Raw genomic sequence first — 20028 nt, 5'->3', positions numbered from 1 at the left:
CGGGCAGCTGCGGCTCAGCTCAGCAGCAGCGCCATTCCCGGATCGCCCTTCTCCATCGCGCGCCGGTAAGCTGCCCGCGCGCCGATGCGGCCGAGATAGTTCACCACGTTCGGGCAGCGCGACAGGTCATAGGGCTGGAAGTAGCGCATCGTGGTGAGCGAGAAGCCCATCATGATGTCGGCGGTGGTGAAGGTGTCGCCCGCCAGATATTCGGCGTCGCGAGCACGTGCATCGACCAGGTCGAAGGCGCGGTCGGTACGCCCTCTGCTCGCGACCAGCATCGGATTGTCCGCGGCGAGCTTGAGCCGGTTCAGGATCATCAGCCGGCCCATGCCGGCCTGTAGCGTGCCGTTGGCAAAGTGAAACCAGTACAGGAACTGCGCGAAATCAGGATGATCAGGGCGGAGCGCAAGGCGTCCGTCGCCGTATTTGGCCATGATGTAATCGACGATGGCGCCGGACTCGGCGAGCACGAGGTCGCCGTCGGTGATCACGGGCGCGCTCCCGATCGGATGCAGCGCCTTGTAGTCGGGCGGCGCCAGCATGGTGACGGAATCGCGCGCGTAGCGCTTCAGTTCGTAGGGAATTCCCAGTTCCTCGCAGAGCCAGACGATGCGCTCGGATTGCGACTTGCCGAGATGATGGACGGTGAGCATGGCGTCTCCTGCGACCGTGAGTTAGACCTGCCGTGACGCCGCATCTTAACCCGTCATTGCGAGCGCAGCGAAGCAATCCAGACTGCCACCGCGGAAAGACTTTGGATTGCTTCGCTGCGCTCGCAATGACGACGTGGAGGGACCGCCCTACCCCGCCTCGTCCGTCACCATCCGCGCCACGACGCGGTCGCGGCGGATGAAGTGGTGCCAGAGGGCAGCGACCACGTGAATCGCAATCAGCGCCAGCAGCACATAGGCAAAGAGGATGTGGCGGTCCTCATAGGCGCCCGCCGCCGCACGGTCGGGAGAGGTGAATTGCGGCACGTGGAACAGGCCGAAGAAGTCCGAATAATCAGGCGTACGCGCGCCGGAATGCGCCCAGCCCAGCATCGCGACCAGGATGACCACGAGATAGAGCGCGCCGTGGCTGACATGGGCCGCGATCTTCTGCCAGCGCGAGGTTTCAGGCGGCATCGCGGGCGTCGGGTTGACGGCGCGCCAGACCAGGCGCAGCACGGTCAGCAGCAGGATCACATAGCCGATATCGGCGTGGATCGAGCGGTAAAAGAAGCGGTCGGGACGCGCCGGGATGTGGTTCATCCACCAGCCGAAGCCGATCATGGCGAGGATGGCCAGCGCCAAAATCCAGTGCAGCCACCGGGAAACGCTGCCCCAGCCGTTACTGGTATTTCTGATCATGTCGGCTCTCCGGAGTTTTGCGGATATGTCCCCGTCCGCAGCGCAGCTGCTGATAGCGGGAACTTGCGGCAACCGTGAAATCGAATCGTTCCAAATTGGTACCAAGCGGGCCCTGCCGCAAAACCGCCCCAAAAACCGAATGGTAACCATGGTGCCCTTAAGGTAGCGACGTGACCTATTCCCCGACGATCCTGGTGTTCGATTCCGGCCTTGGCGGACTCACGGTGCTCCGCGAGGTCGTGGCTGCGCGCCCGGACGCGCATTTCGTCTATGTCGCCGACGATGCCTTCTTCCCCTATGGCCACCACAGCGAGGACGAGATCATCGCCCGCGTCGTGCCGCTGATGGGCGAACTGATCAGCACGCACGATCCTGACCTCATCGTCATCGCCTGCAACACGGCGTCCACCCTGGTCCTATCTCACTTGCGCGCCGCTTATTCCCTGCCCTTCGTCGGCACCGTGCCGGCGATCAAGCCCGCCTGCGCGCAGTCGAAGACCCGCCGCGTCTCGGTGCTCGGCACCAAGGGCACGGTGAAGCGCGAATACACCAAGGCGCTGATCCGCGATTTCGGGCTCGGTTGCGAGGTGACATTGGTCGGCTCGCCCGAGCTCGCCTCTCTGGCAGAAGCAGCGCTCAGCGGCCATCCGATCAGCGACGGCGACATCCTCGCCGAACTCGCCCCCTGCTTCGTCGGTGACCCCGCGGACGCGACATCGCGCACCGACACCGTTGTGCTCGCCTGCACGCATTACCCGCTGCTGCTCGACCGGATGAAGACGCTCGCGCCCTGGCCGGTCGAATGGATCGACCCCGCGCCCGCCATCGCCCGCCGCGTCTCCGACCTGCTCGGCACGCAAATCGGCGGCATCGCGCAGTCCGGCGCCGAGATGATCTTCACCTCGAACCGCGTGCATGGGCTTTCGGCCACGCTGACGCCGTTCTTCGGCGGCCGCGCACTGGCCTGACCTTGCGCCTCGACGGCGCGCTGCTAGGTTTCGCCGTCGCCATCTTCGCAGGTTCATCCCCATGCCGGTCCCCGCAACGCCGCTCAATCGCCTCCGCCAATTGTGGAGCGAAGGGCGCCCCGCCTTCGGCGCAATCGCGACAATCCCGAGCGTGCAGACCGTACAGATCATGGCGCGCTCGCTCGACTGGATCATCGTCGATCTCGAGCATGGCCCGATTGGCTTGACCGAAGCGCATGCGATGATCGCGGCCACGACAGGCACGCCATGCACGCCCCTGGTGCGGATCGCGGCGAACGAGCCGTGGCTTGCGAAAGCGCCGATGGACATCGGCGCCTTCGGCATCAATTTCCCGATGATCACCAATCGCGCCGAAGCCGAGAAGGCGGTGCGCAGCGTGCGCTATCCGCCGCGCGGCGATCGTCTCTGGGGTCCGTTCCACGCGCCGTTCCGCTGGGGCCAGTCGATGCCGGACTACATGGCCAGCGCCGACGACGAGATGATCTGCATGATCACCATCGAGCACGTCGAGGCCGTCAATCGCATCGACGAGATCATGGCGACGCCGGGCATCGACGTCGCGGTGATCGGCCCCGGCGATCTCGCGACGTCCATCAACAAGCGTGGCCAGATGGACGATCCGGAATTGCTGCAGCTGGTCGCCCGCGCCGAGGCCGGCATCCTCAAGAGCGGCGTGCCGATCGGCGGCGTGGCCCGCACCGCCGACCAGGCCAACGCCCTGGTCGACCGCGGTTATCGCGCGATCGCGCTGGGTTTCGACTGGTCGCTGTTCCAGCGCGGCATCATGGCGGCGTTCGAGGGAATCAAGCGCTGAACGAGCCGATCGCGGCCTTGCCGGGAACTGCGACGCTGCTAGGGTCGGCGGTTCCAGGGAGGAAGAACCATGCTCAAAAAGACTTTGCTCGCTCTCGCCTTTACCAGCCTTGCCCTCGCGGCCTTCGCCCAGCAGGCCGGCATCAAGCGGACCCCGCTGCAGAAGGTCGAATTTCCCGACGGTTACAACACCATCACCGCCATCGCAGAAGTCCCCGCGGGCGGCGCGGCCGGACGCCATACCCATCCTGGGGTCGAAACCGGCTACGTGCTCGAAGGCGAGCTGAATCTCCTCATCGACGGCCAACCGGAGAAAACCCTGAAAGCCGGGGATTCCTACCAGATCCCGGCAGGCGTCGTGCACGACGCCAAGGCTCATGGCGACAAGGCCATGAAAGTGCTCGGGGTTTACATCGTCGACAAAACCAAGCCGCTGGCTTCGCCCTGATGCGGCGAACCGACCGGCGCCAGGCGGGTTGGTTCGTGCTAGAGCACGCGGCGAGCGGGAACCCTGCTCGCTGCACATACTTTAATCCGTGGGAACCGGAGACCAATGCGCGGGACGCCCAAGACCATTTCGCTGCCGCGCCGCCTGATTTGCGACCTCATGCGCGCGTCGATGGACGTGCCATTCGTCTCGCTCTCCCGCCCCCTCAATATCCGCCCCCTGCTGGAGGCGCGTGCGGGAGCGATGGCGCCCTCCGGCTGGGCCGCAATGTTCGTCAAGGCCTTTGCCCTGGTCGCCAGGGACGAGCCGGTCCTGCGCACCGTCTACGCCAAATGGCCCTGGCCGATGCTCTACGAGCTGCCCAATAGCGTGGCGTCGGTGGCGATCGCCCGGGTCCAAGACGGCGAGGAATGCGTGATGCCGCAGCGAATCGCGGCTCCAGAGGCCATGGCGCTGGCCGCGGTGGACGCCGAAATCCGGCGTGCCAAGACGGCCCCGGTCGAAGAGGTTCCCATGTTCCGCAAGGTCATGCGGGCCACCCGCCTGCCGCTGCCGCTGCGGCGGCTGTGCTGGGCGGTCGGGCTGAATTTCGGCCGGCAGCGCGGCAACTGGTTCGGCAGTTTTGCCGTGAGCTCGGTGGCTGCCTATGGCGGCGGCGAGCTCCATCCCATCACGCCGGGCCCGTTCATCCTCAGCTATGGGGTGGTCGAGGCCGACCAGACCATCCATGTCGTGATCCGCTGGGACCACCGGGTCACCGACGCCGCCCCCATTGCCCGGGTCCTGACCCGGCTGGAACAGGTCCTGAACACTGAAATCGCTGCCGAATTGCGCGCCGCCGGGCCGAAGCCGATCCGGGCGGTCCGGACATGATTTCGGGGCTATTCGCATTGACAGAACGGCCCAAACTCACCTAAAAGCCGCCTGCTCGCGGGCCGATTTCGGCCCGCGAAGCGTTTCGCGACCCGTGGTCCTCTCCCTTCAGCTTTGGGGATCGGACCTGTCAGTGCCGGGCCCAGCCCGTCACACAGGAGGGCGCGTTTCCTCAAACCATGTACCTGAAGAGGACGCGATGACTAAGCGCAGTGAGGCGAAGTACAAACTCGATCGCCGTATGGGCCAGAACATCTGGGGCCGCCCGAAGAGCCCCGTCAACCGCCGCGAATACGGCCCCGGCCAGCACGGCCAGCGCCGCAAGGGCAAGCTCTCCGACTTCGGCGTGCAGCTGCGCGCCAAGCAGAAGCTGAAGGGCTACTACGCCAACATTTCCGAGCGTCAGTTCCACGGCATCTATGTCGAGGCGAGCCGCCTCAAGGGTGACACCGGCGAGAACCTGATCGGTCTCCTGGAGCGTCGTCTCGACGCGGTCGTGTACCGCGCCAAGTTCGTCTCCACGATCTTCGCCGCGCGCCAGTTCATCAACCACGGCCACGTCAAGGTGAACGGCCGCAAGGTGAACATCTCGAGCTACCAGCTCAAGATCGGCGACGTGATCGAGGTCAAGGAAGCCTCCAAGCAGCTCGCCCACGTGCTCGAAGCCAGCCAGCTCCCCGAGCGCGACACCCCCGACTATCTCGAAGTCGACCACGGCAAGATGACCGCCAAGTATGTGCGCATCCCCGGCCTCTCCGACGTGCCGTTCCCGGTGCAGATGGAGCCGCATCTGGTCGTCGAATTCTATTCGCGCTAAGATCTGAATATCGAAAGGCCCCGGTTCGCCGGGGCCTTTTTGCTTAAGAGCCACACTTCAGTGGCCGCACTGCTTGAGGAGCCTTCGTATGCTCTACACCCCTCCCCCGATCGATCCCAAGGCGCCGCCGGTGCGCATCAATCTGCTCTCGGACACGCAGACCAAGCCGACGGCTGCGATGCGCGAGGCGATGGCGCGGGCGGAGGTCGGCGACGAGCAGGTCGGCGACGATCCGACCGTGAACGCACTGTGCGAGCGCGTTGCCGCGCTGCTCGGCAAGGAAGCCGCGGTCTACATGCCCTCAGGCACGATGTGCAACGTCACCGCGACGCTGGTGCATTGCCGTCCCGGCGACGAGATCCTCGCCCACGAGAGCGCACATATCATCGCCCGTGAAGGCGGCGCGCATGCTGCGATCGGCGGCTTCCAGGTCACCCAGCTCAAGGGACCCGACGGCCAGTTCACGCCGGAGACGTTTCGCAAGGCACTGCATCCGCGGACGCGCTACCAGCCGCCGCAGACCGTCGTCAGCGTCGAGCAGACCGCCAATATCGGCGGCGGCACGATCTGGAAAAAGGCAGCGCTCGACGAGATCGTCGCGATCGCCAAGCAGCACGGCCTCGTCACCCACATGGACGGTGCGCGCCTGCTCAACGCCACGGTGGCAAGCGGCATCTCCCCGCGCGACATGACAGCGGGCTGGGATTCGGCCTGGATCGACTTCTCCAAGGGCCTGGGCGCGCCGATCGGCGGCGTGCTCGCGGGCACCCGCGCCTTCATCGACGCGGTGTGGCAGTGGAAGCAGCGCCTCGGCGGCTCGATGCGGCAGGCCGGCGTCTGCGCGGCCGCCTGCATCTACGCACTCGATCATCACGTCGATCGCCTCGCCGACGACCACGCCAACGCGCGCGCGCTCGCCCGCGGCCTGTCGCAGATCGCAGGCGTCGAGGTGCAGGAGCCCGAGACCAATCTCGTGTTCTTCAAGCCTGATGGCGCCGGAATTGCCGGCGACAAGATGGTCGCCGCACTGCGCCAGCGCGGCGTGACGCTCGCGATGATGGACGGCCGCATCCGCGCCTGCACCCATCTCGACGTCAATGCGGCCCAGGTCGAGGAAACGATCGGATACGTGCGCGAGATCGTGCGCGGGGCGTAAGTCCGTAGCCCGGATGGAGCGCAGCGAAATCCGGGGTCTTCGCCTCGCGAAAGATTTTCCCGGATTGCGCTTCGCTCCATCCGGGCTACGAAGGCGGCTAGCTACCGCCCCATCGCCTGATAGATCAGCGTCTTCAGCGCCAGCTGAATCCGGCCACGCTGCGACGGGGTCTGCACCATGAAAATTCCGAACAGATCGTCTTCGGGATCGATGAAGAAGAAGGTGCCGCCGACGCCGTCCCAGCGATATTCGCCAAGCGGCCACGATGTCCCCGATGGCACCGAGGTGCGCACGGCGAAGCCGAGGCCGAAGCCGGAGCTTCCGCCCGGATAGTAATTCTGATCGCGCGCGATCTTCGTCTCGGGGCCGATATGATCCGACGCCATCAGCGCGATGGTCTCCGGCTTGAGATAGCGCCGGCCTTCATAGCTGCCGCCGTTGAGCAGCATCTGCGAGAAGCGGGCGTAGTCACCGACCGTACCGACAAGGCCGCCGCCGCCCGACTCCCACCTCAGCGGTTTCCGGGGATCGCGGATCTGTGTCATCGGGCTAATCGCGCGATCCTGCGGCATCGGCTCGGCGATGCGCGGCCACTTGGCAGGATCGGCGACATAGTATGCAGTGTCCGTCATCCCGAGCGGATCGAGCAGCCGCTCCTTCTCGAACCCGAACAGCGATTTCCCCGATATGACCTCGACGATGCGGCCGAGCACGTCCGTGGAGTGGCCATAGTCCCAGTTCGTGCCGGGCTGTTCCGCGAGCGGAAGCGTGGTGATCTTCGCGACGAGTTCGGCGTTGGTCAAAGCCTGGTTGTCGAAGAGGCCGGCGTCGGCATAGAGCTTGTTCACCAAGCCCCCGCCATAATAGCCGTAGGGCAGCCCGGCAGTGTGGCGCATCAAATCCTTGATCGTCACGGGGCGACTGAGCGGCTCCAGCACCAGCGCAACCTTGCCGTCCTCGGCCTTCGTCTCGACACCGACCTTCATCGCGCCAAAGGCCGGAATGTACTTTGCGACGGGATCATCGAGCGAGAGCTTGCCCTGCTCGACCAGCATCATCGCCATGACTGTCGTGACCGGCTTCGACATCGAATAGAGCCGGAAGATCGTGTCCGCGCTCATCGAGATCTCGGTGGCGACATCGCGGACGCCGAAATTCTCGTAATAGACCGACTTGCCGTGCTGCTGGAGCAGCAGGATCGCGCCCGGAAAGGTGCCGGCTGCGACCTCGCTCCTGATGTAGTCGGAAACCTTTGCCAGACCTTCTGGCGAGAAAGTGTGGGCGCGCCCCTCGGAGCCCGCCTGCGCACCACCTGCACCGAACAAAAGAACGAGCGCCGCGATCAGCGCGCGGCGCCCGAACATGTCACTTCTCCATCGCTTCATAAACCAACTGCTTCAATGTCCGCTGCACGCGCTGGCGCTCGGTCGGGGTCTGTTCCAGCAGCACGAAGAACATGTCCTGCTTGGGGTCGATGACGAAATAGCAACCGGAGGCGCCGTCCCACTTCAATTCCCCGAGATCGCCGGGCGGCGGTGGCTTGGCGTTGCCGGGATCGGTGCGGACCGCAAGGCCGAGGCCGAAGCCGAACCCGTCGCCGGGGAAATAGAAATAGTCGCGACTGACCCCCGAGGTCGGGCCGACCTGGTCGGTCACCATCAGCTTGAACGTCTCGGGCTTGAGGATGGTCTTGCCGTCGAGGCTGCCGCCATTGAGCAGCATCTGCGCAAAGCGCTCATAGTCCGCCATGGTCGTAACCATGCCGCCGCTGGCGAATTGAATTTTTTTGACAACCGTCGGATCATTGATCCGGCCGACACGAAAATCGGCGTCATTCGGCACCGGCTGCGCCAGAAGCTTCTGCTTCTCGGGCGCGGTGACGAAGAAGCCGGTGTCGACCATGCCGAGCGGATCGAGCAGCTTCTCCCGCTCGATCTCGAGCAGCGGCTTGCCGGTTGCGACCTCCATGACTCGCGCCAGAATGTCGGTGGAATGGCCGTATTGCCACAGCGCGCCCGGCTGGTTGTGCAGCGGCAGTTTTGCGATGCGCTCGGCGAACTCGGCGAGATCGAAATCGCCGTCGTAGATCTTGGCGTCGCGATAGGCCTTGCGGACCAGGCTGTCGCCGTAGAAGCCATAGGTGACGCCAGACGTGTGCGTCATCAGATCCTTCACCGTCATCGGCCGGCTCAGCGGCACGAGTTCGAGCGACTTGGTGCCGTCGTCGGCCTTCTTCTCGACGCCGACCTTCACATTGGCGAAGGATGGGATGTATTTCGAGACGGGATCGTCCAGCTTGATCTTGCCGTCTTCGATCAACTGCACCGCGACGACGGAGGTGATCGCCTTGCTCATCGAGAACAGGCGGAAGATGGTCTTGTCCGTGATCGGCGCCTTGCTCACCACGTCCTGCACGCCGAAGGCTTCGTGGTAGACGGGCTTGCCGTGCTGCTTGATCAGCACGGTCGCGCCGGCGATCTTGCCGGTCGCGACCTCGTTCTTGAAGAACTCGCTGACCTTGGCGAGCTTGTCCTGATTGAAATGCGCGCCGGCCGGAATCTCGTAGGTGCCTTCGGCGCGCGCGAGCGACATCGCACCCAGCGACACCAGTGCGCCGCAAACGAACGCACGCAGTCCGAAATGTGAATTCATATCCCCTCCCCGGAAGGTGGCCGAGCGGAGTGTACTGACCACGTCATCAGGCACAAGGGCTGCTGTACCGCGCCAGAACGTCCGTGTGGAGCGCGGCGCTTGTCTCCGAGAAACAACAGAATATGACGTGGGTGACCAGCGGCGTAGCCGGCAGGGCTTCAATGGTCGTGTGGACCGCAATCTTCGCGGCCTGGTCGGCCGGAAAGCGATATACCCCGGTCGAGATCGCGGAGAAGGCTAGAGAGTTCAGTCTATTGGCCTGGGAGAGCTCAAGCGCACGGCGATAACAGGAGCGCAGCGAATCCGCCTCGCCGCGGCTGCCGCCGTGCCAGACGGGGCCGACTGCGTGGATCACATGTCGCGCGGGCAGACGGTAGCCCTTCGTGATCTTGGCATCGCCGGTCGGACATCCCCCGAGCGTCCGGCACTCGGCCAGAAGCTCGGGACCGGCAGCGTCGTGGATTGCGCCATCAACGCCGCCTCCGCCGAGGAGAGACGAATTTGCGGCGTTGACGATGGCGTCAACGCCGAGTGTCGTGATGTCATCGACGATAACCTCAAGCTCGGCGCCGCCGATGCGGCGCGTCAGCTGGGTCACGTGTCAGGCCGCGACGGCGACGCCCTTCTCGGAGAGCAGCTGCTGCAGTTCGCCGGCCTGGAACATCTCGCGGACGATGTCGCATCCGCCGACGAACTCGCCCTTCACATAGAGCTGCGGAATGGTCGGCCAGTTCGAGTAGTCCTTGATGCCGTTGCGCAGTTCGGCGGATTCGAGGACGTTGAGGCCCTTATAGCCAACGCCGATATGGTCGAGGATCTGGACGACCTGGCCGGAGAAACCGCACTGCGGAAACTGCGGCGTTCCCTTCATGAACAGAACCACGTCGTTCGACTTGACTTCGTTGGCGATGAATTCCGCGATGCTCATATCCGTGTCCTTCTGGGGCGGAGCCCTCAACAATCACTCCGGGCCGGCTCAGCCGATTTAACCCGATACCTGCCTATATATGTAGCCCAAACCGTTGTGCATCCAAAGTAAAATGGCGGCGAACAGCCCCTTGAACACCCCTTGGGCGGCCGGTCCAGGCCACGCCGGCCCCATTACATGATGCCACGAATATCATCGCCGGGGAGGACTTTCATACCGTAACGGAGCCCCTATCTAGGACGAACCCAGGTTTTGGAACCGGGCAACGCCAACAACGTTCTCTTGTCCTGTCTGGAGAAAAACGTGACGAAATCAGCCTCCGCTACGGCCACCCCGCCGCTTTCGTCACCGTCGGCCGACCCGCGCGGCCTCGCCCAGGGGCTGGAAGAGGCATTTCTCGCCGTCCGCAACGAGACCGAGCGCCGGGCCGCGCCGCTGTCGCCCGAAGACCAGCAGATTCAATCCATGCCGGATGCGAGCCCCACGAAATGGCATCGGGCCCATACCACCTGGTTCTGGGAGCAATTCCTGCTCGGCGAGCACTGTCCCGGCTACCGGCCCTTCCACCCTGATTTCGCTTTCCTGTTCAATTCCTATTACGTCAGCGCCGGCCCGCGTCATTCCCGCAATCACCGCGGCGACATCACCCGTCCCAGCGCCGATCAGGTCGGCGCCTATCGAACATATGTCGATGCGGCCGTCGTCAAATTCTTTCGCGAGGTTGGCGCGGACAAGCTTCGCGAGATCGCACCGCTGGTCGAGGTCGGGCTCAATCACGAGCAGCAGCATCAGGAATTGATGGTCACCGACATCCTGCATGCCTTCGCGCAGAACCCGATCCCGCCGGCCTATGATCCGGACTGGCGCTTCCCGGCTTCGACACGCGCGGGTGAGGATTGGCTGACACTGAACGAGGGTATCCACACCGTCGGTCATGTCGACGACAGTTTTCATTTCGACAATGAGAAGCCGGCGCATCGCGCCCTCGTCGGTCCAGTCAGGGTCGCACGCAACCTCGTCACCAACGCCGAGTGGCTCGCCTTCATGCGCGACGGCGGCTACCGGACCGCAACGCTGTGGCTGATGGACGGCTTTGCCACCGTCAACAACGAAGGCTGGGACGCCCCCGGTCATTGGCGCGAGATCGACGGCCAGTGGCACATGATGACGCTCGCCGGCCTCAAGCCGGTCGATCCGGACGCGCCGGTCTGCCATGTCAGCTATTACGAGGCCGATGCGTTTGCGCGCTGGGCCGGAAAGCATCTGCCGACCGAGATGGAATGGGAGGTTGCTGCGCGTGCCGGCCAGCTCAACGACGCCTTCGGCATCGTCTGGCAGTGGACGCGTTCTTCATATTCGCCCTACCCCGGCTATCGCGCCATCGAAGGCGCGCTCGGGGAGTACAACGGAAAGTTCATGATCAACCAACTGGTGCTGCGCGGCTCCTCGCTTGCAACTCCCGAGGGCCACAGCCGTATTACCTATCGCAACTTCTTTTATCCGCACCATCGCTGGCAGTTCACGGGACTGCGGCTCGCCGACTACGAATAAAAAATCATCCGACGACAAATACGCGCCGGACAGCGCGTTCAGGAGAGTATCATGAATGTGCACGCCAGCGCTTTGGCCGAAGCCCATCTCCCCGACGAGCAGACCACCGCTTTCGCCCGCGAGGCCATCGAGGACCTGTCGCAGCAGCCGAAAAAGCTGTCGCCGAAATATTTCTACGACGCGACCGGCTCGGAGCTGTTCGAGGCAATCACGCGCCTGCCGGAATATTACCCGACGCGCACCGAGCTTGCGATCCTGAAGGAGCGCGGCAGCGAGATCGCGAAGATCATTCCGCAGCATGCGGCGCTGGTCGAGTTCGGCGCTGGAGCAACCACGAAAGTCCGCCTGCTGCTCGATCACTGCAAGTTTGCGGCCTATGTGCCCGTGGACATCTCCGGCGACTTCCTGAAGGCGCAGGCCAACGGCCTCAAGCGCGACTTCCCGACGCTCGGCATCTATCCGGTGGCGGCCGACTTCACGACGCCGTTCGAGTTGCCCAAGGCCGTCGCATCGATGCCCAAGGTCGGCTTCTTCCCCGGCTCGACCATCGGAAATTTCGAGCCGCATGAGGCGCAGGCCTTCCTGAAGAGCGCCCGCAAGATCCTGGGCAAGGGCGCGCAGATGATCATCGGCGCCGACCTCGAGAAGGAAGAGCGCGTCCTCCACGACGCCTACAACGATGCCGCCGGCGTCACCGCCCGCTTCAACCTCAATGTGCTCGTGCGCATCAACCGCGAGCTCGGCGGCAATTTCGACCTGTCCGCCTTCACCCATCGCGCGATCTACAACCGCGAGCGGCACCGGATCGAGATGCATCTCATCAGCAAGAAGAGCCAGACCGTGCGCCTGCTCGGCACCAGCTTCTCGTTCCGCCCCGGCGAGAGCATCCACACCGAGAACAGCTACAAATACAGCCTCGAGCGTTTTGCTGCGCTGGCGCAGGGCGCGGGCTGGCAGGTGCGCGAAAGCTGGACGGACGCGGCGAAGATGTTTTCGGTGCACGCGCTGGAGGCGGCGGAGTAAGTGCTCCGTTGAATCTGAGAGCGGTTTCCTGCGGCACATCCTTCGAGACGCCCGCCTTCGGCGGGCTCCTCAGGATGAGGACGGAGCGCGCGGCAACAGTTTCAACGGGCGCCTATGCCGATTAGCCTCATCCTGAGGAGACCGCGCAGCGGTCGTCTCGAAGGTCGAGGCGCTCGCTCAGACCGCTCCAAATTCAATGCTGCTCTGCCTCCTCCGGCTTCGACCCCAGCGACATCGACTCCCAGACCGCGACCACGATCATGATCACGGTCGACGCGACCGACAGCCAGAGCGGCGAGAGATCGGCGGCGAACCACCACAGCACCAGTAGCAGGATGATGCCGATGCCGTGGGAGAGCTGGAGGAAGCCGCGGATCGCGTGCTTGAACAGGATGGTGCCGACCAGGAACACCAAGGGACCACCGACCGTGCTCACGATGGTCCTGATGTCGGAATGGCCGGTCGGATGCTTCAGCACCAGCTCGTCCGACACCGCGGTCAGGATGATGCCGGCGACGATCGGCATGTGCAGATAGGTGTAGGCGAGCCGCGCCAGCCGGCCGGATTCCGCGGACTTCGAGATGCGCTCGGAGCCGGCTTCCGCGCCCTTGTGGAAATAGATCCACCACATCGCGATGGCGCCGGTGAGCGCGGAGATGAAGGCCAGGATGTTTTCCGCGGTCCACTCCAGCTCGGCGAAGGTGGCACCGTTGACGACGACGGCCTCGCCGAGCGCGATGATGATGAAGCCGGCGCAGCGCTCGGCCATGTGCCCGCCTTCGACGGCCCAGGCCTCCACCGACGAGAAGCCGAGCTTCGGGACCCAGAAGCGCACCGCGGGCGAGACGTATTCGATCGCGAGCGCCGCGATCCAGAACCACAGCCGCGCCTCGTCATGGGCGAGACCGCCGAGGATCCAGAAGATCGCGGAGCCAGAGAGCCAGACCAGAATGCGGATCGCGTTGTGCCGGACGGCCGTTCGATGGCGCGGGGTCGCGAACAGCCAGAAGGCGGTGCGTCCGACCTGCATGGTCGCGTAGGCGATCGCAAACCACAGGCCCCGCCCCTCGAACGCGGTCGGGATCGTCGTCGACAGCACGAGGCCGCCCAGCATCATCAGGAAGATCAGGATGCGGACCGGGGTCAGCTCGGGATTGAGCCAGTTGGTGACCCAGGCGGTGTAGACCCACACCCACCACACCGCGAGGAACAGCACCGTGACGTGCACCGCGCCGAGCGGGGTGAAATGGTGCAGCAGCGTATGCGAGACCTGCGTGACGGCGAAGACGAAGACGAGGTCGAAGAACAGCTCGGCATTGGTGACGCGGCTGTGCTGGTTCGGAGCGATGACGCGAAACATCGCGCCGCGAGGATTGTCCGCAGCCATCGTCATCCCCCCGTCACGCGATCAGATCAGGCCCCCGGTACCCCGGTTTGCAGCGCCAGCGCATGCAGCACGCCGCCCATCTGGCCTTGCAAGGACTGATAGACGATCTGGTGCTGCTGGACGCGGGACTTGCCGCGGAAGGATTCCGAGATCACGGTCGCGGCATAGTGGTCGCCATCGCCGGCGAGGTCACGGATCGTCACCTCGGCATCGGGGATCGCTGCCTTGATCATCGCCTCGATATCGTGGGCGTCCATGGGCATTCGGGTCTTGCTCCTGTCTCGGCTTCGAATCGCTTGCCGGGGTCCCCGGACCGGCAGGGCCAAACTTAGCGTGAACGGCCTTCTACGTCACGCATTCCGGCACTATATCCCTGATCCCATCCGGATAAAGGCACGACAAAGTGCCGCGCGCGCAAGATTGATCGAAAAGGCGTGAAATCATGAAGCTTCCAGGGCCCGACCACCCCATCACCATTACCCAAAATCCCCGACGCGTCCGCGTCACGGCCGGCGACATCGTGATCGCCGAGACCAGCAAGGCACTGATCTTGAAGGAGGCCAAATATCCGGCGGTGCAATATGTGCCGCGGGAGGACGCCAACATGGCGGTGCTGGAGCGCACCGACCGCGTCACCCATTGCCCCTACAAAGGGGACGCGAGCTATTACAGCGTCAAGGCCGACGGCAAGACGCTGGACAACGCGATCTGGACCTACGAGACTCCCTTCCCCGCGATGACGGAGATTTCCGGCCATCTGGCCTTCTATCCGGACAAGGTGAAGATCGAGGAGCTGGGCTAGGCTCATCGCGCCGGGGGCGATCGCAGGTCGCTTCCTCTCAGTCGACACAAGGCTCAAGATGCCGCGCAAAGCCGCAAGACTGATTGGGGTCTCGTTGCTGGGCGTGGCCGGTATCCTCATCGTGGTGACCGCCGCCGGACTGGGTTTTCGCGCCTATCGCCAGCATCTTGCTGCCGAAACCCTCGCGATCCGATCACCGAAGGGCGTGCAGGAAGGAGGGTTCGTCGACATCGGCGGAATCAAGCAATGGATTCAAATCCGCGGCGAGGATCGGGATAACCCGGTCCTCCTGTTCGTCCATGGCGGGCCCGGAGGCTCCAGCTGGCCAATGTCGTCGGGTTGGCGCCCCTGGGAAAAGCACTTCACCATCGTGCAATGGGACCAGCGCGGCACCGGCCGCACGTATGGCGCCGCCGGAGACACGCTGGCGCCAACCATGACGCTGGAGCGCATGACGCAGGATGGCGTCGAGCTGGCCGAGCATCTGCGCACGCATCTGCACAAGGACAGGATCGTCCTGGTCGGGCATTCGTGGGGCTCGTTCCTGGGAATTCACATGGTGAAGCAACGCCCGGACCTGTTCTCGGCCTATGTCGGCACGGGCCAGGTGGTTGGCAGGACGACCTTCGAGAAGGCATTCGAGCTCACGATCGCGCGCCTGCAACGGCTTGCGGCATCCGCCAACAATCGTGAAGCCCTGGCGGAATTGGCGCCGGTCGCTTCGCAGCCGACCCTCACCCCGGAAAATCGCCTGATTGCGGACAGATGGAGCAACGCGCTGGGTCTGCCGCCCGCCGGCGGCTTCCAGCTCGCCGGCCCCATCCCGCCGCTCTTCATGCCGGATGTCTCGCTGCTCGACTTGTACAACTGGCGCAAGGGCGTCGCCTTCTCAGCCAAATATCTGACCGGACGGAACGGGCCGATGTTTCAGAGCGACATGGCCTCGATGGGATTCAGATCTTCGATCCCCATGTTCTTCATTGAGGGCGACGCGGACGGCGTGACGCCGGGCGAACCCGCCGAGCAATATTTCAAGGAGATCACGGCCCCGCATAAGGAGTTTGTGTGGGTTCGCGGCGGCGATCATTTCATTCCGTTCGATCGTCCTGATGAGTTCCTGGCTGAGCTGATGGCCCGCGTCATGCCATTCGCAGGCAATTGAGGGCCGGCGCCCCGGCCCCGCGATTCGAGCGGCAGCCCGGCTACGCCCTGAAGATCGTGAGCCCCAGTATCAGCAGCACCAGGAAGATCACGACGAAGATATAGAACAGGAAGCGGGCGACATCGGCCGAGGCGGCCGAGAGGCCGGTGAAGCCGAGCACGCCGGCCACGATCGAGATCAAGAGAAAGATCAGCGCCCATTTCAGGATCGTCATAACCAACTCCGACTAAAATGCCGCATGTTTTGCGGCCCTCAACCTATTCGCGAACGCTAACTTCGCTGCGCGGAACTGGTTCCTCGGGGCACTCCGCGGGCAAGGCGCGGCACAAACTGCGCTTGCTGAATCCGGTTCCCGGCGGCACAGTCCGGCCAGGGCAGGAGCGCAATCGGGGCGACCATGATGACGATGTCACATTCCGCGACGATCGGCGCGGAGGCGCACGCCGCGCCGAAAGCCAAGACGCGCAATCTGTCGCTCGATCGGACCCGCACCTTCCTCACGCTGGTGGTGCTGCTGCACCACGCCGTCATTCCCTACACCTATTTCGGTCACACCGACCCGGCGTCCTGGATCGGCTTCGACGTCGTCGTGCTCTGCACCGACAGCTTCTTCATGGCGATGTTCTTCTTCCTGTCGGGACTGTTCACGTGGTCCGGCATCGCGCGCAAGGCGCCACAGGTTTTCCTGCGCGACCGCCTGTTGCGGCTCGGGCTGCCGTTCGTGATCGCGGCCTTCACGGTCATCCCGATCGCCTATTACGCGATCGCGCTGCGGCACGATCCCGAGCTGACCTTCGCTTCGTTCTGGTGGAAGACGATCACCGTCGGGCCGTGGCCGAGCGGGCCGATCTGGTTCGTGTGGGTGCTGCTGGCGTTCGACCTGACCGCGAGCCTGCTCTACCGGGTCTCAGCCCACCTGGTCGATCCGGTCAACCGCGTTTCGCTGCGCGGTTTTGACCAGCCGGCCGTGTTCTGGCTGCTGCTGGCCGTCGTCACTGCCGTCGTCTACGTGCCCGCGCTGGTCCATTTCGGGGCCAACAAATGGTTCGAGTTCGGACCGTTTTCGGTGCAGGCGAGCCGCGTCCTGCTCTACTTCGCCTATTTCTTCATTGGCGTCAGCGTCGGTGCCGCCAACTTCGATCGCGGTATCCTCAGCGCCGAAGGGCAGTTGCCGAAGAACCGATGGATATGGGTGATCGCCACGCTGGTCCCCTACTGCCTGATGTGGTGCATGATCTACATCAAGCGCGCAATCCTCGGGAATCCCAACGTGCTGCCGGACTGGTATCAGGCGATCTACGGCACGTTCGTCGTGCTGTTCTCGGCCGCGATCCTGCTCGCGATCCTCGCCTTCTTCCTGCACCAGAAGTCGCCGGGGCCGAACCTGCTCGACCGCATGCAGGCGGACGCCTACGGCATGTTCCTGGTGCACTACCCGATCGCGCTGTGGATCCAGTATGCGCTGTTCGACTATTCGTGGCCTGCGATCTTCAAGGCCGCGATCGGCTTCGTGCTCACGGTGTTGCTGAGCTGGGGACTGACGGCAATGTTGCGGAAGATTCCGGGCGCGTCACACGTTTTGTAAGGCCGAGGTCTCTCCGCCCGTCATTGCGAGCGTAGCGAAGCAATCCAGAGTCTCTCCGCGGAGACAGTCTGGATTGCTTCGTCGCTTTGCTCCTCGCAATGACGGAGTGTGTGGCGGCGCCTTACGCCGCCTTCCCGCTCATATATTCCGGCAGCCAGCGCTCGAACGATTTCCGCAGGCTATCGATCGTGACCGGCGCCTCGCCCGCGATCGCGATCGCATCGCCGCCGGTGGTGCCGATGCGCACGCAGGGCACCTCGCATCCGCGCATCTTGGCCAGCACGCGGCCGGCTTCCGCTTCCGGCACGGTGACGAGATAGCGCGCCTGGTCCTCGCCGAACCAATAGGCCTGCGAGACGAGCGACGTCGGCGCCGCCAGCAGTTTTGCGCCGATGCCGCTGGCCATTGCCATTTCGGCGAGCGCGATCAGGAGGCCACCGTCGGAGAGATCGTGCACCGCGGTCGCGGTGCCCGCATGGATCATGCCGCGCACGCAATCGCCGTTGCGCTTCTCGGCCGCGAGGTCGACCGGCGGCGGCGCGCCCTCCTCGCGACCACAGATGTCGCGCAGGTAGACCGACTGGCCGAGCCAGCCGTGGGTTTCGCCGACCAGGAGGATCGCCTCGCCCTCGGCCTTGAAGGCCAGCGAAGCGGACTTGGTGAAATCGTCGAGCAGGCCGACGCCGCCGATCGAAGGTGTCGGCAGGATCGCGCGGCCGTTGGTCTCGTTGTAGAGCGAGACGTTGCCGGACACGACCGGGAAGTCGAGCGTGCGGCAGGCTTCCGAGATGCCCTTCAGGCAGCCGACGAACTGGCCCATGATCTCGGGCCGTTCAGGGTTGCCGAAATTGAGATTGTCGGTGATCGCGAGCGGCTTGCCGCCGACTGCGGTGATGTTGCGCCAGGCTTCCGCCACCGCCTGCTTGCCGCCCTCGAACGGATCGGCCTCGCAATAGCGCGGTGTCACGTCGACGGTCAGCGCCAGCCCCTTCGGCCCGTCCTGCACGCGCACGACGGCGGCGTCGCCGCCGGGACGCTGCAAGGTGTTGCCGAGGATGACGTGGTCGTACTGCTCCCAGACCCAGCGCTTGCTGCACATGTCGGGCGTGCCGATGAGCTTCTCCAGCGCGGCACCGACGCCCATCGGCGCCGGCACCTCGCGCGCGTGCACCACAGGCAGCGCGGCGGAGGGAACGTGCGGACGGTCGTAGAGCGGCGCCTCGTCACCGAGCTCCTTGATCGGCAGGTCGGCCATGACGTCGCCGCCATGCTTGACGACGAAACGCTTGCTCGGCGTGGTGTAGCCGACGACCGCAAAGTCGAGCCCCCACTTCTTGAAGATCGCCTCGGCTTCCTTTTCCTTCTCGGGCTTGAGCACCATGAGCATGCGCTCCTGGCTTTCCGAGAGCATCATCTCGTAGGCGCTCATGCCGGTCTCGCGGGTCGGCACCGCGTCGAGATCGAGGTCGACGCCGAGGTCGCCCTTGGCGCCCATCTCGACCGCCGAGCAGGTCAGGCCGGCCGCGCCCATGTCCTGGATCGCGATGACGCAGCCCTTCTCCATGATCTCGAGGCAGGCCTCGAGCAGCAGTTTTTCGGCGAAGGGATCGCCGACCTGCACGGTGGGGCGCTTCTCCTCGGACTTGTCGTCGAACTCGGCCGACGCCATCGAGGCGCCGTGGATGCCATCGCGCCCCGTCTTGGAGCCGAGATAGACGATCGGCATGTTCACGCCGGAGGCGGCAGCATAGAAAATCTTGTCGGCATCGGCGAGGCCGACCGCCATTGCGTTGACGAGGATGTTGCCGTCATAGCGGGTGTGAAAGCGCACCTGGCCGCCGACCGTCGGCACGCCGAAGGAATTGCCATAGCCGCCGACGCCGGCGACGACGCCGGAGACGAGATGCCGTGTCCTGGTATGCTCGGGCGCGCCGAAGCTCAGCGCATTGAGGCAGGCGATAGGACGCGCGCCCATGGTGAAGACGTCGCGCAGAATGCCGCCGACGCCGGTGGTCGCGCCCTGATAGGGCTCGATGTAGCTCGGGTGGTTGTGGCTCTCCATCTTGAAGACCACGGCCTGGCCGTCGCCGATGTCGATCACGCCGGCATTCTCGCCGGGGCCCTGGATCACCCAGGGCGCCTTGGTCGGCAGGCCGCGCAGATGGATGCGCGAGGATTTGTACGAGCAGTGCTCGTTCCACATCGCCGAGAAGATGCCGAGCTCGGTGAAGGTCGGCTCCCGCCCGATCAGCTTCAGGATGCGCTCGTACTCGTCGGGCTTGAGCCCGTGGGCGGCAACCAGTTCGGGGGTGATCTTGGGTTCGTTCTTCATGGATTCGGGGCTTTCGGCGGCGTTTTGCCGTTCTTAGGAAGATCGGGGGCCTACGAAAAGCCCTTTATGGCGCATTTTCCCGCTGTCCCACGTTTTGCGGGCAGGCGGTCGGCGGGAACGGGAATTGCAAGGCGCTGACGGATCGGATTTAAGGA

21 protein-coding genes are annotated in these 20028 nt (G+C 64.4%); 11 read left to right on the top strand and 10 right to left on the bottom strand.

The features are described from left to right. Nucleotides 1-14: 14 nt before the first annotated feature. Together AB7531_RS15620 and AB7531_RS15615 are read right to left on the bottom strand one after the other, a co-directional pair. A complete protein-coding gene (locus AB7531_RS15620; RefSeq protein WP_063982381.1) occupies nucleotides 15-656 on the bottom strand; it encodes a glutathione S-transferase family protein in 642 nt (213 codons plus the stop codon). A 147-nt stretch (nucleotides 657-803) separates the two neighbouring features. Beyond that, nucleotides 804-1355, bottom strand: a complete 552-nt coding sequence (locus tag AB7531_RS15615) for a cytochrome b (RefSeq protein WP_063982380.1) — start codon at nucleotides 1353-1355, stop codon at nucleotides 804-806. A gap of 170 nt (nucleotides 1356-1525) precedes the next feature. Here AB7531_RS15615 and murI point away from each other — a divergent pair, with 170 nt between their 5' ends. From murI to AB7531_RS15585, 6 genes are all read left to right on the top strand, one after another. After that, nucleotides 1526-2323, top strand: a complete 798-nt coding sequence (gene murI, locus AB7531_RS15610) for a glutamate racemase (RefSeq protein ID WP_441279982.1) — start codon at nucleotides 1526-1528, stop codon at nucleotides 2321-2323. A 61-nt stretch (nucleotides 2324-2384) separates the two neighbouring features. Continuing rightward, nucleotides 2385-3158, top strand: a complete 774-nt coding sequence (locus AB7531_RS15605; protein ID WP_063982378.1) for an HpcH/HpaI aldolase family protein — start codon at nucleotides 2385-2387, stop codon at nucleotides 3156-3158. Nucleotides 3159-3227: 69 nt separating this feature from the next. Then, nucleotides 3228-3605 (top strand): cupin domain-containing protein, encoded by a 378-nt coding sequence (locus AB7531_RS15600; protein WP_063982377.1) that lies wholly within the window; start codon nucleotides 3228-3230, stop codon nucleotides 3603-3605. Nucleotides 3606-3710: 105 nt separating this feature from the next. Next, nucleotides 3711-4478 carry a hypothetical protein gene (locus AB7531_RS15595; RefSeq protein WP_063982376.1) on the top strand — a complete coding sequence of 256 codons (768 nt, stop codon included), beginning with the start codon at nucleotides 3711-3713 and terminating at the stop codon, nucleotides 4476-4478. A 199-nt stretch (nucleotides 4479-4677) separates the two neighbouring features. After that, nucleotides 4678-5295 (top strand): 30S ribosomal protein S4, encoded by a 618-nt coding sequence (gene rpsD, locus AB7531_RS15590; protein ID WP_071912408.1) that lies wholly within the window; start codon nucleotides 4678-4680, stop codon nucleotides 5293-5295. Between the two features lie 88 nt (nucleotides 5296-5383). Further along, nucleotides 5384-6451 carry a threonine aldolase family protein gene (locus AB7531_RS15585; protein ID WP_028158436.1) on the top strand — a complete coding sequence of 356 codons (1068 nt, stop codon included), beginning with the start codon at nucleotides 5384-5386 and terminating at the stop codon, nucleotides 6449-6451. A gap of 101 nt (nucleotides 6452-6552) precedes the next feature. Here the strand turns inward: AB7531_RS15585 and AB7531_RS15580 are convergent, their stop codons facing one another. The 4 genes from AB7531_RS15580 to grxD are packed head-to-tail and all read right to left on the bottom strand — an operon-like array spanning nucleotide 6553 to nucleotide 10031. Beyond that, the gene (locus AB7531_RS15580; RefSeq protein WP_231142288.1) at nucleotides 6553-7815 is read right to left on the bottom strand and encodes a serine hydrolase domain-containing protein; all 1263 of its coding nucleotides are present in this window, start codon (nucleotides 7813-7815) and stop codon (nucleotides 6553-6555) included. Between the two features lies 1 nt (nucleotide 7816). Continuing rightward, nucleotides 7817-9103: a serine hydrolase domain-containing protein gene (locus tag AB7531_RS15575; protein WP_063982373.1), complete on the bottom strand. Its 1287-nt coding sequence runs from the start codon at nucleotides 9101-9103 to the stop codon at nucleotides 7817-7819. A 46-nt stretch (nucleotides 9104-9149) separates the two neighbouring features. After that, nucleotides 9150-9701 carry an O-acetyl-ADP-ribose deacetylase gene (locus tag AB7531_RS15570; RefSeq protein WP_063982372.1) on the bottom strand — a complete coding sequence of 184 codons (552 nt, stop codon included), beginning with the start codon at nucleotides 9699-9701 and terminating at the stop codon, nucleotides 9150-9152. 3 nt (nucleotides 9702-9704) lie between these two features. Next, nucleotides 9705-10031 (bottom strand): Grx4 family monothiol glutaredoxin, encoded by a 327-nt coding sequence (gene grxD / locus AB7531_RS15565; RefSeq protein ID WP_085404302.1) that lies wholly within the window; start codon nucleotides 10029-10031, stop codon nucleotides 9705-9707. Nucleotides 10032-10283: 252 nt separating this feature from the next. Between grxD and egtB the strand changes: the two genes are divergently transcribed. Together egtB and egtD are read left to right on the top strand one after the other, a co-directional pair. Beyond that, a complete protein-coding gene (egtB, locus tag AB7531_RS15560; protein WP_063982370.1) occupies nucleotides 10284-11582 on the top strand; it encodes an ergothioneine biosynthesis protein EgtB in 1299 nt (432 codons plus the stop codon). A gap of 51 nt (nucleotides 11583-11633) precedes the next feature. Further along, on the top strand, nucleotides 11634-12605 hold the full coding sequence (gene egtD / locus AB7531_RS15555) for an L-histidine N(alpha)-methyltransferase (RefSeq protein WP_063982369.1): 972 nt from the start codon (nucleotides 11634-11636) through the stop codon (nucleotides 12603-12605). Nucleotides 12606-12798: 193 nt separating this feature from the next. Here egtD and AB7531_RS15550 read toward each other — a convergent pair whose 3' ends face one another. After that, nucleotides 12799-13992, bottom strand: a complete 1194-nt coding sequence (locus AB7531_RS15550; RefSeq protein ID WP_063986258.1) for a low temperature requirement protein A — start codon at nucleotides 13990-13992, stop codon at nucleotides 12799-12801. A gap of 26 nt (nucleotides 13993-14018) precedes the next feature. After that, nucleotides 14019-14255, bottom strand: coding sequence for a BolA/IbaG family iron-sulfur metabolism protein (locus AB7531_RS15545; protein WP_028147489.1), 237 nt, complete (start codon nucleotides 14253-14255; stop codon nucleotides 14019-14021). 179 nt (nucleotides 14256-14434) lie between these two features. Between AB7531_RS15545 and AB7531_RS15540 the strand changes: the two genes are divergently transcribed. Both AB7531_RS15540 and AB7531_RS15535 read left to right on the top strand, forming a co-directional pair. Next, a complete protein-coding gene (locus AB7531_RS15540; RefSeq protein WP_063982368.1) occupies nucleotides 14435-14794 on the top strand; it encodes a DUF427 domain-containing protein in 360 nt (119 codons plus the stop codon). A gap of 58 nt (nucleotides 14795-14852) precedes the next feature. After that, nucleotides 14853-15956: an alpha/beta fold hydrolase gene (locus AB7531_RS15535; protein WP_063982367.1), complete on the top strand. Its 1104-nt coding sequence runs from the start codon at nucleotides 14853-14855 to the stop codon at nucleotides 15954-15956. Between the two features lie 40 nt (nucleotides 15957-15996). Here the strand turns inward: AB7531_RS15535 and AB7531_RS15530 are convergent, their stop codons facing one another. After that, nucleotides 15997-16170 (bottom strand): DUF1328 domain-containing protein, encoded by a 174-nt coding sequence (locus tag AB7531_RS15530; RefSeq protein WP_014494135.1) that lies wholly within the window; start codon nucleotides 16168-16170, stop codon nucleotides 15997-15999. 183 nt (nucleotides 16171-16353) lie between these two features. On the opposite strand from AB7531_RS15530, the gene AB7531_RS15525 reads away from it, so the two are divergent. Next, the gene (locus AB7531_RS15525) at nucleotides 16354-17541 is read left to right on the top strand and encodes an acyltransferase family protein (protein ID WP_063982366.1); all 1188 of its coding nucleotides are present in this window, start codon (nucleotides 16354-16356) and stop codon (nucleotides 17539-17541) included. 121 nt (nucleotides 17542-17662) lie between these two features. On the opposite strand, the gene purL is transcribed toward AB7531_RS15525, so the two are convergent. Beyond that, nucleotides 17663-19873 carry a phosphoribosylformylglycinamidine synthase subunit PurL gene (purL, locus tag AB7531_RS15520; protein ID WP_063982365.1) on the bottom strand — a complete coding sequence of 737 codons (2211 nt, stop codon included), beginning with the start codon at nucleotides 19871-19873 and terminating at the stop codon, nucleotides 17663-17665. Between the last annotated feature and the right edge of the window lie 155 nt (nucleotides 19874-20028).

This window comes from Bradyrhizobium sp. 63_E2_N1_3 (genome assembly GCF_052076005.1).
Lineage (GTDB): Bacteria > Pseudomonadota > Alphaproteobacteria > Rhizobiales > Xanthobacteraceae > Bradyrhizobium > Bradyrhizobium barranii.
This window is presented reverse-complemented; position numbering and strand designations above follow the sequence as displayed.

What these genes read in the sequence shown, in the direction of transcription:
- AB7531_RS15620 (WP_063982381.1), bottom strand. Translation starts at nt 656, where the DNA reads ATGCTCACCGTCCATCATCTCGGCAAGTCGCAATCCGAGCGCATCGTC.
- AB7531_RS15615 (WP_063982380.1), bottom strand. Translation starts at nt 1,355, where the DNA reads ATGATCAGAAATACCAGTAACGGCTGGGGCAGCGTTTCCCGGTGGCTG.
- AB7531_RS15605 (WP_063982378.1), top strand. Translation starts at nt 2,385, where the DNA reads ATGCCGGTCCCCGCAACGCCGCTCAATCGCCTCCGCCAATTGTGGAGC.
- AB7531_RS15600 (WP_063982377.1), top strand. Translation starts at nt 3,228, where the DNA reads ATGCTCAAAAAGACTTTGCTCGCTCTCGCCTTTACCAGCCTTGCCCTC.
- AB7531_RS15595 (WP_063982376.1), top strand. Translation starts at nt 3,711, where the DNA reads ATGCGCGGGACGCCCAAGACCATTTCGCTGCCGCGCCGCCTGATTTGC.
- rpsD (WP_071912408.1), top strand. Translation starts at nt 4,678, where the DNA reads ATGACTAAGCGCAGTGAGGCGAAGTACAAACTCGATCGCCGTATGGGC.
- AB7531_RS15585 (WP_028158436.1), top strand. Translation starts at nt 5,384, where the DNA reads ATGCTCTACACCCCTCCCCCGATCGATCCCAAGGCGCCGCCGGTGCGC.
- AB7531_RS15580 (WP_231142288.1), bottom strand. Translation starts at nt 7,815, where the DNA reads ATGTTCGGGCGCCGCGCGCTGATCGCGGCGCTCGTTCTTTTGTTCGGT.
- AB7531_RS15575 (WP_063982373.1), bottom strand. Translation starts at nt 9,103, where the DNA reads ATGAATTCACATTTCGGACTGCGTGCGTTCGTTTGCGGCGCACTGGTG.
- grxD (WP_085404302.1), bottom strand. Translation starts at nt 10,031, where the DNA reads ATGAGCATCGCGGAATTCATCGCCAACGAAGTCAAGTCGAACGACGTG.
- egtD (WP_063982369.1), top strand. Translation starts at nt 11,634, where the DNA reads ATGAATGTGCACGCCAGCGCTTTGGCCGAAGCCCATCTCCCCGACGAG.
- AB7531_RS15550 (WP_063986258.1), bottom strand. Translation starts at nt 13,992, where the DNA reads ATGGCTGCGGACAATCCTCGCGGCGCGATGTTTCGCGTCATCGCTCCG.
- AB7531_RS15545 (WP_028147489.1), bottom strand. Translation starts at nt 14,255, where the DNA reads ATGCCCATGGACGCCCACGATATCGAGGCGATGATCAAGGCAGCGATC.
- AB7531_RS15540 (WP_063982368.1), top strand. Translation starts at nt 14,435, where the DNA reads ATGAAGCTTCCAGGGCCCGACCACCCCATCACCATTACCCAAAATCCC.
- AB7531_RS15535 (WP_063982367.1), top strand. Translation starts at nt 14,853, where the DNA reads ATGCCGCGCAAAGCCGCAAGACTGATTGGGGTCTCGTTGCTGGGCGTG.
- AB7531_RS15530 (WP_014494135.1), bottom strand. Translation starts at nt 16,170, where the DNA reads ATGACGATCCTGAAATGGGCGCTGATCTTTCTCTTGATCTCGATCGTG.
- AB7531_RS15525 (WP_063982366.1), top strand. Translation starts at nt 16,354, where the DNA reads ATGATGACGATGTCACATTCCGCGACGATCGGCGCGGAGGCGCACGCC.
- purL (WP_063982365.1), bottom strand. Translation starts at nt 19,873, where the DNA reads ATGAAGAACGAACCCAAGATCACCCCCGAACTGGTTGCCGCCCACGGG.